The sequence below is a fragment of the Pseudomonas sp. H3_C08 genome, from assembly GCF_054669455.1.
The window spans coordinates 2,512,060-2,525,532 of record NZ_CP162803.1 but is presented as its reverse complement, the minus strand read 5'-3'; the positions used below and the strand labels follow the sequence as shown (position 1 = coordinate 2,525,532).

The window sequence follows — 13,473 nt, the reverse complement described above, 5'->3', positions numbered from 1 at the left end:
CTCGCTCACCGTCGAACTTGCAGATCAGTGCCGTCAGAAACGCGCCAACCTATAGGGCTCGCCACTCGGCAATGCCGTTGCCGGGAAGGCGTACAGGCCCGCCATCCGCACCACCATCTCCGCCGTCACCGCCGCCTGCGTCAGCCCCAGATGCTGATGCCCAAAAGCAAGCAACACCTTGCCCCCGCACACCTGATCAATCACCGGTAATGAATCGGGCAATGACGGTCGAAAACCCATCCACGGCGTCGCCGCTTCAGCATTCAGATCCTGGCGAAACAAGCCCTGACTCAACCGGTGCAATTGCCACGCACGCTCCATGCTCGGTGGTTTCTCCAGTCCGGCGAATTCAACCGTGCCAGCCAGGCGCAACCCTTCGGACATTGGCGTCATGATGAATTTGCGCTCCAGCGAGGTCACGGGGAAGGGCAGTCGGTCGTGTTCCTGCGGCAGCATCAGGTGATAGCCGCGCTCGGTGTCCAGTGGGACTTTTTTGCCGGTGAGGGCGGCGGTGAGTTTTGCTGAATGTGCGCCGCAGGCGATCAGGACGCGGCTGGCAGTCAGGCCGCCATTGCCAGTGGTCAGCGTAACCCCGTGCTCCTGCACGTAGCCGCCCTGAACCTGTTGCTGGACAAAACTCACGCCGCTGGCCTTGGCCGCTTCGACCAGTTCGCACACCACGCGGTAGGGATCGATAAAGTGCCCGGTGCGTGGAAAGAACAAACCGCCCTGGATCTGTTCACTGAGTTGCGGCGCGGTTTCGCGGATGGCGCCGGCCTGCCAGTAATCGACCGGCACCTGCTGCTGATGCAGGCGAGCCTGTAATGCCTGGATGGCCTGACGCGATTCGGGGCGTTCGAACACCAGCAGCGAACCATCGATCTTCAGCAAGTCCGGCCTCTGGATGTCGGCGAGCAAGCGCTGCCAGGCGTCCAGGCTGTTTTCATTGAGCGCGCGCAAACCCGCCACGGTGTTCTGAAAAGACACCGGGCGCAGATTCAGCAGCAGGCGGGTGAACCATGGCAGGGCGCGCGGCAGGTATTTCCAGTCCAGTCGCAACGGCCCCATCGGGTCCATCAGCATGGCCGGCAGGCGCTTGAGGATGGACACGTCGGCAATCGGAAATACCTGCTCGGTCGCCAGATGCCCGGCGTTGCCGAACGAGGCGCCGTGGCCGGGTTGCTGCTGATCGATCACGACCACGCGCAACCCTTGGCGAGCCAGACGCAGTGCGCAGGCGACGCCGATGATGCCGGCGCCGACCACGGCGATGTCGTGGGAGACGTTATTCGCCATGGTGCTGCGCTTCCCTTTGGCCATCGAGCAGACGGCGCAATTGCAGCGGATTGGCCTGTTTCAGTGCGGCAGGCAACAAGCTGTCCGGGAAGTCCTGATAGCACACCGGGCGCAGGAAACGCAGGATCGCCGCGGTACCGACCGAAGTCGTGCGGGCGTCGGAGGTGGCCGGGAAAGGCCCGCCATGCACCATCGCGTCACACACCTCGACGCCGGTTGGCCAGCCGTTGAACAGCAACCGGCCGGCCTTGCGCTCCAGCGTCGGCAGCAGAGCGCGGGCCTGTTGCAGGTCTGGCTCATCCAGGTGCAACGTCGCGGTCAACTGGCCTTCCAGGTGTTCAGCGACCTGGCGTATTTCCGCTTCATTGCTGCATTGCACGATCAGCGCCGCCGCACCGAAGGCTTCGGCTTGCAGGCGCTGATCGGCGAGAAAGTCGGCGGCTTCGGTCACGAATACATGGGCTTGGCATTGATTCGGGCCGTTGCCGGTCTGACCGATGCCGGTGATGCGTGCAGCGGCATTTTCGGCCAGCGCATTCACGGCAGATTCGTAAGCACTGAAGATGCCGGGTGTCAGCATCGTCTGCGCGGGGCTGCGTTGAATGACCTCGGCGGTGGCGGCGATGAACTTGTCCAACGCCGGTCCTTTCAAGGCAATCACCAAGCCCGGATTGGTGCAAAACTGGCCCGCGCCTAATGTCAGCGAAGCCACAAACCCTTCCGCCAATGCTTGCGTGCGATTGTCCAACGCCGCTGGAAACAGCAACACCGGATTGATCGAACTCATTTCCGCGTACACCGGAATCGGCTCGGGCCGCGCTTGCGCCGCTTGCATCAGCGCCAGACCACCGCTACGCGAGCCGGTGAAACCCACTGCTTTAATCCGTGGATCCGTGACCAGCGCAATGCCCACTTCGCGGCCGGAACCGTACAGCAACGAGAACACGCCTTCCGGCAAACCACAGGTTTTTACCGCCCGAGCGACTGCGCGGCCGACCAGTTCGCTGGTGCCGGGATGCGCACTGTGCGCTTTGATGATCACCGGGCAACCGGCGGCCAGCGCCGCTGCGGTGTCACCGCCGGCCACGGAGAACGCCAGCGGGAAATTGCTCGCGCCAAACACCGCGACCGGCCCCAGCGCGATCTGCCGTTGACGCAGGTCGGCGCGCGGCAACGGCTGACGTTGCGGTTGCGCGCTATCGACACGCACATCCAGCCATTCACCGGCGCGGACCGTGCGAGCGAACATTCTCAATTGTTGGCAAGTACGCCCGCGTTCACCTAGCAGACGCGCGTGCGGCAGGCCGGTTTCGGCGTGGGCACGGCCGATCAGTTCATCGCCGAGGCCTTCGATTTCTTCGGCAATGCATTGCAGGAATTCAGCGCGGACATTCAGGGTTGTCTCGCGATAAACATCGAACGCTGCCCAGGCCAGCGCGCAGGCCTGTTCGACATGCTCGGCCGCTCCACCGGCGTACGCCGGTTCCAGCGTTTCATTCGTAGCCGGATTGATCCCGCGAATGGCGCTGCGATTGCCGGCAATCATGTGCTGCCCGATCAGCATGTGGCCCGTCAAAGTCATGGTGTCTTCCTGATAAAAAGAGGGAGGCCTGCCGCGAATCACAAGGCTTCGCGGCAGGTGAGGGGGACGTGATCAGGCGAAGTTCTGTTCCGCCGACCAGTTCTCGTACCAGTGACGGAACAGCGAATACTGCTTCTCGGCATACCGCCGCTGCGAGTCGCTCAACGCATCGGTTTCGTTGAAGTGCAGGGTGTATTCCTTGTCGCCGTTGAGCACCATCAGGTGTTTGTAATACAGCACCAGATCGCAGCCCTCATCGAACGACGACAGCACCGCCAGCGCCGATTCCAGTTCCCGCGCCTGACGCCGGGCCTTGGCGTCACCTTTGGCCGCTTGCTTGCTCAGGGCGACCAGTTGCAGCACCTCGCGGGGCAGAGCGTTGCCGATACCGGTGATGGCGCCGGTGGCGTTGCAGTTGACGAAACCGTGCACCACTTGCGTGTCGACGCCGACCATCAAGGTCACGTCATCGTCCTTGGAGGTGATGTTTTCGGCGGCGTAACGCAGGTCGGCGCCACCGCCGAATTCCTTGAAGCCGATCAGGTTCGGGTACTCGCGGCGCAGTTCAAAGAACAGGTCAGCGCGGGTGGCAAAGCCGTAGTAAGGGCTGTTGTAGATCACCGCCGGCAAATTTGGCGCGGCTTGCAGAATCGCGGCGAAATGGGCCTTTTGCGCGGTGACCGAAGCGCCGCGAGACAGCACGCGGGGAATCACCATCAAACCCTGCGCGCCGACTTTCGCCGCATGGGCCGCATGGGAAACCGCTTCGCGGGAGTTCACCGCGCCAGTGCCCACGATCGTCGGAATGCCTGCCGCGACCAGACGCGCCACGCCTTCCTGACGCTCGGCCTCGGTCAGCAGCGGCCAGTCCCCCATCGAGCCGCAATAAACCACGGCGCTCATGCCGATATCGATCAGCTCGCGACCCTTGGCCACCAGCGCGTCGAAGTCCGGTTTGCGCTGGGCGGTGCACGGGGTCATCAGGGCCGGCATGCAACCGGTGAAGATGTTGTCGCTCATTGTTTTAACTCCTTGGCACATCATTCAAATTGAGGTGAAAAGTCAGCGTGGCGGTTCAGATGCCCCACGCGAACGGGTCTGCTTCGTCGATCAGCAAGGTGCTGTCGGCGGTCATGTAGGCGCGGCCGGTGATGTACGGGCGGATGCGTTCGCCTTGCCATTCGAAGCGACCTTCGAACTGGCTGCCGGTGATGCTTGCCTGCACCCAGGTTGCGCCGGGTTGCAGCTTGTCGTCGGCGGCCAGACAGGCGAGTTTGGCGCTGGTGCCGGTGCCGCACGGGGAGCGGTCGTAGGCTTTGCCGGGGCACATGACGAAGTTGCGGCTGTCGGCCTGATCGTCATCGGCGAACAGTTCGATGTGATCGATCACCGCGCCGTCCTCGCCGTAAATGCCTTGGTCTTCGAGGGCCTTGAGCATGGCCCAGGTGTATGCCGTGAGGTGTTCGACGTTGTCCATGGTCAGCGTCTGACCGTGCTCGGAAACGAGGAAGAACCAGTTGCCGCCGTAGGCGATGTCGCCCAACACGCGGCCGTAACCCGGCACATCCACCGGCACCTGTTGGCGATGGCGATAAGCGGCGACGTTGCCCAGGGTGACGGTTCCGTCGTCATGCAACGTGGCGCTGACCGGGCCGACCGGGGTGTCGATTTTGTGCTCGCCCGGTTCGATTTGCCCCAGGTACTGCAGCGAGTTGATCAGGCCGATGGTGCCGTGGCCGCACATGCCGAGGTAGCCGGCGTTGTTGAAGAAGATCACCCCGCAAGTGGCGTCCGCCGAGACCGGTTCGCAATACAACGCGCCGACCAGCACATCATTGCCGCGCGGTTCCAGCAGGCAGGCGCGGCGCCATTGATCATGTTGAGTGCGCAGCGCATCGCGCTTCTCGACCATGCTGTTGCCGGGCAGCTCGGGGAAGCCGTTCATTACCAGGCGCGTCGGTTCACCGCCGGTGTGGGAATCAATCACGTGTACTCGTTTCATGAACATGTCCCGTTGGATGATTTCAGTAGGCGCCGGCAGGGCGCGCAGAGACGGTCGAGGCGGGGGCAGCGATTTCGCTTTCCTCGTCGTCCTCTTCCAGGCGCAGCAGATGCGCCGGTACACCGGTCGCCGCGCCCCAGTAGTAAATGCCGGTGGCACACGCCGCGACGACAAGGGTGTCGAATGGATGGGCGAGGATGCCGAGGCCGCCGAAGGTGCCGAGTTTCGACAGCACGATGGTCACCGCGTAGAAGGCGATCAGCCACGCCGAGGAACGCACTTGGCTGGCCAGATTCAGGTGAGCGGTTGGCACAAATCGACCGCACAGCAGATACACCACGAACATCAGGATCTGCAGACCGAGCAGCCACGACACGGTGCTCCAGCCCGACCAGTAGACGATCAGCGCGGCGATGATGAACGACACCGGCCCGAGCACGCCCATGCACTTGACCCGGAACGGCCGTGGCATGTCCGGCGCATTGCGGCGCAGCGCAGCCACCGACACCGGCGCCACGGCGTAGCTCAATACCAGCGCAGCGGAGACCACGTTGATCAGCGCCTCCCACGACGGGAACGGCAACGTCCAGAACACCGACAGGGCGAAGGTCAGCCACAGCGCCGGGCGCGGGATGCCGGACTTTTCATCGATGTGGGTGAAGACCTTGAAGAAGGTCCCGGTCTGCGCCCAGCCATAGATCACTCGCGGGGTCGCGTTCATGTAGATGTTGCCGCAGCCGCTCGGCGAGATCACCGCGTCGGCGACCACCAGATACGCCAGCCAGCCCACGCCCAGCGCCAGCGCGATATCGCGATACGGCAGGGCAAATTCCTTGCTGATTCCGGCCCAGCCGTTGGCGAGCATTTCCGTCGGGATGCTGCCAAGAAAGGCCATTTGCAGCAGCACGTAAATCAGTGTCGACAGCAGCACCGAGAGGATCAACGCAATGGGAATGGTGCGCTGCGGATTCTTCACTTCACTGGCCACCGAGATGATCGGCGTCAGGCCCAGATACGCGAAAATGATGCCACCCGCCGACACGGCCATCTCGACGCCGGACAGGCCAAACGGGGCAAAGCCTTGCACCTCGAAGTTGGCCGGTTTGAAGAAGGTGAACAGCACCCCGATCACCAGCAACGGCACGATGAATTTGAACACGCTGACCAGATTGTTGGCCTTGGCGAAGGTTTTCACGCTGCGGTAGTTGAGCAGGAAGAACACGCACAACAGCCCGAACTGCACCAGCCAGCCGAGAATCGTCGGATCGCCGGTGCCAGCTTTGGACAGGCCGGGAAACCACGCCGCTGCGTATTGGCGCGAAGCGACCACTTCGATGGCGACCAGACTGGAAAACGCAATCAGGGTGATGAAGCCCATCAAGTAGCCGAGCAGCGGCCCGTGGGAGTAAACCGGATAACGCACCACGCCGCCGGCACGCGGCAGTGCAGCGCCGAGTTCGCAATAGACGATGCCCAGCAACAACACGGCGAAGCCGCCCAGCAGCCAGGAAAAAATCCCCGCCGGGCCGGCAATGGCGGACACATGACTGGCCGCGAACAACCAGCCGGAACCGAAGATCGCCCCCAGCCCGATAAATGTGAGGTCGATCAGTGAAAGCTGTTTTTTGAACTTGCCTTGGCCTGACATGGCATCGCCTTCTTGTGAGTTATTGGATAGGCAGTTGTGTCACTGGGACGGCCAGACTTTGAACTCATCGACCTCGCGGCGATTGATGTTTTTTGCTGGCTTCGATGACGAAATCAGCACAATGACGCCGATAAAACATGGCCCTCGACACGCCGCGAACGATGCTGCAATCTGCGTGCGAACGGCGCATGGCGGGCATTTGGTCTGTCCACGTTACGAGGGGAATCTTTGATGCAGCAGGCGTTTTCGATCCTCGCTCAAGGCATGAATGGCCAGCGTCCGCAGACACTGGAGGAACTCTTGGCCGGTGCAGCGCTGTTGTTGCCGATGCTTGATGTGATCCCCAATGCGGCGATTTTCATCAAGGATGTGCAGGCCCGATACGTGCTTGCCAACCGCACGCTGGTGCAGCGCTGTGGCTTGAAGGATTTGCGTCCGTTACTGGGCAAGACCAGCGCGCAGGTGTTTCCGGCGCAACTCGGGCCGGGCTACACCGAGCAGGATCGCAAGGTGCTGGAGGAGGGTTTTGTGCTGGAGGATCAGCTCGAACTGCATCTGTACGGCAGCCGCGAACCGGGGTGGTGCCTGACGCACAAGCAGCCACTGTATAACCGTGACGGGGTGATTATCGGTCTGGCGGGGATTTCGGTGGACCTGCAATCGGCCAGTGAAACCCACCCGGCATTCGAGCGGCTGGCGGCTGTCGATGAGCATATTCGCGCGAATTTCAATCGCCGCGTGACCCTCGGTGAACTGACCCGCATCGCCGGTATTTCCGTGGCGCAACTGGAGCGTTACTGCAAACGGGTATTCCACCTGACGCCACGGCAGATGATCCAGAAAGTACGCCTGGAGCATGCGCATCGATTGCTGCACACCGACCTGCCGATAACGGACGTGGCGCTGCAATGCGGCTACACCGATCACAGCGCGTTCACGCGCCAGTTCAAGGCGTCGACCGGGTTTACGCCACGCGAGTATCGGCAGGCCACTTCACCCTGATCAAGTGACCATTGAAGATCAATGCAGGCGCTGCCGAACCTTCGGCAACTCCTGCGTCGGCCTGGGCCGACCTGCGGTGCTTGTCAGGAAAATCCTACAGGAGTACAAATGTACTCCATGACGAACCTGACTCCCCGCCGTACTGCCATTCTGACTTTTATCCGCGATCGAATCGCCGAACACGGTCAGCCCCCAAGCCTCGCTGAAATCAGCGAGGCTTTTGGTTTTGCCTCGCGCAGCGTGGCGCGCAAGCATGTACTCGCGCTCACCGAAGCCGGTTTTATCGAGGTCAATCCGCATCAGGCCCGGGGTATTCGCCTGCTCGGGCAGCCGGCGCGCCCGGAATTGCTCGACATCCCCGTACTCGGCCGAGTCGCTGCCGGTGCGCCGATTGGCGCCGATGCCGACATCCATAGCCGCTTGCTGCTCGACCCGGTGCTGTTCTCCCGCACGCCCGATTACATGCTGCGGGTGCAGGGCGATTCGATGATCGAGGACGGCATTCTCGACGGCGATCTGGTCGGCGTGAAGCGCAATCCCGAGGCGCTCAACGGCCAGATCGTCGTAGCGCGCCTCGACGGTGAAGTCACCATCAAACGTTTCGAACGGCTGGGCGATGCCGTGCGGCTGTTGCCGCGCAACCCGGCGTATCAGCCGATTGTCGTGCGTGACGATCAGGATCTGGCCATCGAAGGGGTGTTTTGCGGTCTGGTGAGGCAAGGCTGATGGGCGCCGTCGTTGCGTTGGATACGCTGTTTAATGGTGGCCAGGTCTGGAAAGGCCGGCCTGCGCCACCGGCCGCCAGCCCGCAGCCGACCGGCCACGCCGCGCTGGACGCGGCACTGCCCAGCGGTGGCTGGCCGGAAGCGGCGTTGAGCGAAATCCTCCTGGCCGGTCCCGGTGTCGGCGAACTGCAGCTGGTCTGGCCGACGCTGGCGCGGTTGTCGGCGGCGGGCGAGCGCATCGTGCTGGTGGCGCCGCCGTTCGTGCCGTACCCGCAGGCTTGGGCAAGCGCCGGGGTCGATCTGCGCCAGTTGTCGGTGATCCAGGCCACCGAGCGCGATGCCTTGTGGGCGGCGGAACAATGTTTACGTTCGGGCAGTTGCGGCGCGGTGCTGTGCTGGCCGCACAAGGCTGATGATCGCGCGTTGCGCCGTTTGCAGGTGGCGGCGGAAACCGGTCAGACCCTGGCGTTTGCCTGGCGGCCGTTGAGCGAAGCGATCAACCCGTCACCGGCGGCGTTACGCATTGCCATCGACGCCAGACCTGCACAGTTGCGCGTGCTCAAGTGCCGTGGCGGGCTGGCGCGTACGGCACCGATTGCCTTTGCTGTGGGGCACTGAGGTCAGCATGCGCTGGGTGTGTATCCTGTTTCCGCAATTGGCCCTGGACGCCGTGCTGCGTCAGCGTCCCGATCCCGATGAACCGTTGGTGCTGCTTAACGGCCCGGCCCAGCGCCGGGTGTTGCAAGCGGTCAACCCGGCGGCGCGCAAGCTTGGTTTGCGCGCAGGCCAGTCGATGACCGCTGCGCAGGCGATGAGCAAAGGCTTTGCCACGGCTGATTACGAGGCCGCCGAGGTCGAACACTGGCAGCAGTTTCTCGCCGCGTGGGCCTACCGTTTCAGCTCGCAGGTCAGCGTGCATTACCCGCGTACCGTGGTGTTCGAGATCGAATCCAGCCTGGGTCTGTTCGGTTCGTGGGCGCAGTTCGAAGCACGACTGCGCCGGGAACTGACCGACCTGGGCTTCCGCCATCGCATCGTCGCGGCACCGAATCCCGTGGCGGCGCGGGTGCTGGCCAACGCCTATGACGGCTTGGTGGTGCCGGACGGCGAGGCCTTGCAGCATCATCTCGGTCAGTTGCCGGTCGACCGTGTCGGTCTGGAGCCAGCGGTGGCCACGGCGTTGTCGCGCATGGGCCTGCGCAATCTCAGTCAGGTGCAGAGCCTGCCGCGTCAGGCGCTGGCCCGACGGTTCGAAGCGCAGATGCTCAAACACCTCGATACTTTGTTCGGCGCGCGGCCATTGGCGCTGGCGTTTTACCTGCCGCCGGATCGTTTCGACGTACGCATCGAACTCAACTTTGACGTGCAGTCCCATCAGGCACTGTTGTTCCCGTTACGCCGTTTGACCGGCGATCTGTCGGCGTTCCTCTGCGGGCGTGACAGCGGCGTGCAGCGTTTCGATCTGCACCTGGAACACGCCGGGCTGCCGGACAGCATCATCAAGGTCGGCCTGCTCAGCGCCGAACGTGATCCGGCGATGCTCTTCGAACTGGCCCGTGGCCGGCTGGAACAAGTGCAAGTCGAGGCGCCCGTGCGCGGCTTTCGTCTGCGCGCCGAGGACCTGCCGAGTTTCGTGCCGCAGTTTCAGCAACTGTTCGACGACCGTCCGCAGCAGACCTTGCCGTGGGAGCAGTTGCGCGAACGCCTGCGTGCGCGCTTGGGCGATGACGCGGTGCAGGGGTTGCGTTTTCAGGCCGATCATCGTCCCGAGTGCGCGTGGCAGCACGGAGTCGACAAACAACGCTGCGCAGGCTTGCCGAACGTGCATCGTCCGGGCTGGTTACTCGGCGAGCCACAAAGCGTGGCGGAAGGTTCGGCGCGGATTCTCATGGGCCCGGAGCGCATCGAGTCCGGCTGGTGGGACGGTGACGACGTGCGTCGCGATTATTACCTGATCCAGAACCGCGCCGGTCAGCAGGGCTGGGCTTATCGGGCGGTGGGTGAGGGCGGTCCGCTGTGGCTGCAGGGCTGGTTTGCATGAACGACGGTTATGCCGAAATGCACTGCCTGTCGAACTTCAGTTTTCAACGCGGTGCGTCCAGTGCGCTGGAACTGTTCCAGCGCGCAAAAAAGCACGGCTATCAGGCACTGGCGATCACCGATGAATGCACGCTGGCCGGGATCGTTCGGGCCTGGCAAGCGGCGAAATCGGTGGAGCTGCCGCTGGTCATCGGCAGCGAAGTGCGTATCGAAAACGGCCCGAAACTGGTGCTGCTGGTGGAGAATCTGGCGGGCTATCAAGCGCTGTGCGGCCTGATCACCCGCGCCCGACGGCGCACGCAGAAAGGCCAGTATCAGGTGCTGCGCGAAGACTTCGCCGAGCCGTTGCCGGGGTTGCTGGTGTTGTGGGTGCCGGACTCGCTTGATGACGTGGAGGAGGGTCGTTGGCTGCAGCAGACCTTTGGCGAACGGTTGTGGCTGGCAGTGCAATTGCATCGTGGCCAGGACGATCAGCAGCGGTTGGCGGCATTGTCGGGGCTGGCCGCCGAGTTGCAGATTCCTGCCGTGGCCAGCGGCGATGTGCACATGCACGCCCGTGGCCGGCGTGCCTTGCAGGACACCATGACTGCGATCCGTCATCACGTGCCGGTGGCCGAGGCGGGGTTACGTTTGCACCCCAATGGCGAACGGCATTTACGCAGTGTCGAGGTCGTGCGCGAGTTGTATCCGCAGGCCTTGCTCGATGAGTCGGTGAGCCTGGCCCGGCGCTGCACCTTCGACCTGGGCGAGTTGCGTTATCAGTATCCGAAAGAACTGGTGCCGGAAGGGCACAGCGCCAGTTCCTGGCTACGGCATCTGACCGAAGAGGGCATCGCCTGGCGCTGGCCACAGGGGCCTCAAGCCAAAGTGCTCAAGCAGATCGACGATGAACTGAAGCTGATCGCCGAACTCGGTTACGAAAGCTACTTTCTCACCGTGCACGATGTGGTGCACTTCGCCCGCGAGCAGAAGATTCTGTGTCAGGGCCGTGGCTCTGCGGCCAACTCGGCGGTGTGTTTTGCCTTGGGCATCACCGAAATCGACCCGGATCGCACCACGCTGCTGTTCGAACGCTTCATGTCCAAGGAGCGCAACGAGCCGCCGGACATCGACGTCGACTTCGAGCACGAGCGCCGTGAAGAAGTCCTGCAATACGTGTTTCGCCGTTACGGCCGTGGTCGTGCGGCGCTGACGGCGGTGGTCAGCACCTACCACGCTGCCGGCGCGGTGCGCGACGTGGCCAAGGCCTTGGGCCTGCCGCCGGATCAGATCAACGCACTGGCTGATTGCTGCGGCCACTGGAGCGATGAAACACCGCCGGTCGCGCGTTTGCTCGAAGGCGGTTTCGACCCGGACAGCCCGGTGCTGCGCCGGGTGCTGAGCCTGACCGGGCAGTTGATCGGTTTCCCCCGGCACCTGTCGCAGCATCCCGGCGGCTTTGTGATTTCCGAGCAGCCGCTGGACACGCTGGTGCCGGTGGAGAACGCCGCCATGGCCGAGCGCACGATCATTCAGTGGGACAAGGATGACCTCGATGCAGTCGGCCTGCTCAAGGTGGATATTCTCGCCCTCGGCATGCTCAGCGCGATTCGCCGCTGCTTCGACCTGCTGCGCTACCATCGCAATCTGGATCTGAGCCTGGCGACGATTCCAGCCGAAGACAAACCGACCTACGACATGATCAGCCGCGCCGACACCATCGGCGTGTTCCAGATCGAGTCGCGGGCGCAGATGTCGATGCTGCCGCGCCTGAGACCGGCGAAGTTCTACGATCTGGTGATTGAGGTGGCCATCGTCCGCCCGGGACCGATTCAGGGCGGGATGGTGCATCCGTATCTGCGTCGCCGGAACAAGGAAGAAGAGGAAACCTACCCGTCACCAGAGCTCAAGGTTGTTCTGGAAAGAACCCTCGGCGTGCCGCTGTTTCAGGAACAGGTGATGCAGATCGCCATCGTCGCCGCCGATTACAGCCCCGGCGAGGCTGATCAGTTGCGTCGCTCGATGGCTGCGTGGAAACGCCACGGCGGACTGGAACCGCACAAGGAACGCCTCGCCGCCGGCATGAAGAAGAACGGCTACACGCCGGAGTTCGCCGCGCAGATTTTCGAGCAGATCAAAGGCTTCGGCAGCTACGGTTTTCCCGAGTCCCACGCCGCCAGTTTTGCCTTGCTGACTTACGCCAGTTGCTGGCTCAAGTGCCACGAACCGGCGGCGTTCGCCTGCGCGTTGATCAATAGCTGGCCAATGGGCTTCTACAGCCCGGACCAGATTCTCCAGGATGCGCGCCGCCATCAGTTGCAGATCCGCCCGGTCGACGTGCGCGCCAGTGACTGGGATTGCAGCCTGGAAACCACCACGACGGCGCAACCGGCGATTCGCATGGGCCTGCGGATGATCAAGGGCTTTCGCGAGGACGATGCCCGGCGCATCGAAGCGGCGCGGGCGCGCGGGGCATTTGCCGATGTCGCCGACCTGGGCGAGCGGGCGGCGCTCGACAGTCGGGCGCAGGCGTTGCTCGCCGATTCCGGGGCGTTGCGTGGCCTGGCCGGACATCGGCATCGGGCGCGCTGGGAAGTCGCCGGGGTGCAGAAACAGCTGGGCCTGTTTGCCGGGTTGCCGAGTCAGGAGGAGCCGGAGGTGGTACTACCCAAACCCAGCGTTGGCGAGGATCTGCACGCCGATTACAGCACCGTCGGCACCACGTTGGGGCCGCATCCGCTGGCACTGTTGCGCGGCGAACTCAAAGCCCGGCGCTGCCGCAGTTCGCAGGAGTTGCTTGAAGTCGAACATGGCCGACCGGTGAGCATCGCCGGGCTGGTGACGGGACGGCAACGACCGGGCACCGCAAGTGGCGTGACCTTTGTGACGCTGGAAGATGAGTTCGGCAACGTCAACGTGGTGGTCTGGCGGGATCTGGCCGAGCGTCAACGGCAAGTGCTGGTGGGCTCGCAACTGCTGAAAGTCGACGGCCGCTGGGAGCGCGAAGGCGAAGTGCGCCACCTGATCGCCGGCCGCCTGAGCGACCTCAGCTCGCTGCTCAATGGCATCCGCGTGCAGAGCCGCGATTTCCATTGATCAACACAACCCTTGGAGGAGTGAGCCTGCTCGCGATAGCGGTGTGTCAGACAACATTAACGTGAATGACACACCGCTATCGCGAGCAGGCTCACTCCTACAG

10 protein-coding genes are annotated in these 13,473 nt (G+C 63.2%); 5 read left to right on the top strand and 5 right to left on the bottom strand.

What is annotated here, in order from left to right; translation table 11 throughout:
* Window positions 1–33: 33 nt before the first annotated feature.
* From AB4N74_RS11665 to AB4N74_RS11645, 5 genes are all read right to left on the bottom strand, one after another.
* Window positions 34–1,296: an NAD(P)/FAD-dependent oxidoreductase gene (locus AB4N74_RS11665; RefSeq protein WP_460100283.1), complete on the bottom strand. Its 1,263-nt coding sequence runs from the start codon at window positions 1,294–1,296 to the stop codon at window positions 34–36.
* Window positions 1,286–2,878, bottom strand: a complete 1,593-nt coding sequence (locus tag AB4N74_RS11660; RefSeq protein WP_460100280.1) for an aldehyde dehydrogenase (NADP(+)) — start codon at window positions 2,876–2,878, stop codon at window positions 1,286–1,288. The genes AB4N74_RS11665 and AB4N74_RS11660 overlap by 11 nt, the downstream gene beginning before the upstream one ends.
* A gap of 72 nt (window positions 2,879–2,950) precedes the next feature.
* On the bottom strand, window positions 2,951–3,898 hold the full coding sequence (locus tag AB4N74_RS11655; protein ID WP_007916052.1) for a dihydrodipicolinate synthase family protein: 948 nt from the start codon (window positions 3,896–3,898) through the stop codon (window positions 2,951–2,953).
* Between the two features lie 55 nt (window positions 3,899–3,953).
* A complete protein-coding gene (locus AB4N74_RS11650; protein WP_460100277.1) occupies window positions 3,954–4,880 on the bottom strand; it encodes a 4-hydroxyproline epimerase in 927 nt (308 codons plus the stop codon).
* A 22-nt stretch (window positions 4,881–4,902) separates the two neighbouring features.
* Window positions 4,903–6,528 (bottom strand): APC family permease, encoded by a 1,626-nt coding sequence (locus AB4N74_RS11645; RefSeq protein WP_099756469.1) that lies wholly within the window; start codon window positions 6,526–6,528, stop codon window positions 4,903–4,905.
* Between the two features lie 231 nt (window positions 6,529–6,759).
* Between AB4N74_RS11645 and AB4N74_RS11640 the strand changes: the two genes are divergently transcribed.
* The 5 genes from AB4N74_RS11640 to AB4N74_RS11620 all read left to right on the top strand — a co-directional run bounded on the left by AB4N74_RS11640 (window position 6,760) and on the right by AB4N74_RS11620 (window position 13,370).
* The gene (locus AB4N74_RS11640) at window positions 6,760–7,530 is read left to right on the top strand and encodes an AraC family transcriptional regulator (RefSeq protein ID WP_093430807.1); all 771 of its coding nucleotides are present in this window, start codon (window positions 6,760–6,762) and stop codon (window positions 7,528–7,530) included.
* Between the two features lie 108 nt (window positions 7,531–7,638).
* On the top strand, window positions 7,639–8,256 hold the full coding sequence (lexA, locus tag AB4N74_RS11635; RefSeq protein WP_116254867.1) for a transcriptional repressor LexA: 618 nt from the start codon (window positions 7,639–7,641) through the stop codon (window positions 8,254–8,256).
* Window positions 8,256–8,873: a translesion DNA synthesis-associated protein ImuA gene (gene imuA, locus AB4N74_RS11630; protein ID WP_093430813.1), complete on the top strand. Its 618-nt coding sequence runs from the start codon at window positions 8,256–8,258 to the stop codon at window positions 8,871–8,873. The genes lexA and imuA overlap by 1 nt, the downstream gene beginning before the upstream one ends.
* A gap of 7 nt (window positions 8,874–8,880) precedes the next feature.
* Window positions 8,881–10,296, top strand: coding sequence for a Y-family DNA polymerase (locus tag AB4N74_RS11625; protein WP_220556363.1), 1,416 nt, complete (start codon window positions 8,881–8,883; stop codon window positions 10,294–10,296).
* On the top strand, window positions 10,272–13,370 hold the full coding sequence (locus tag AB4N74_RS11620) for an error-prone DNA polymerase (RefSeq protein ID WP_460100271.1): 3,099 nt from the start codon (window positions 10,272–10,274) through the stop codon (window positions 13,368–13,370). The genes AB4N74_RS11625 and AB4N74_RS11620 overlap by 25 nt, the downstream gene beginning before the upstream one ends.
* Window positions 13,371–13,473: the final 103 nt, after the last annotated feature.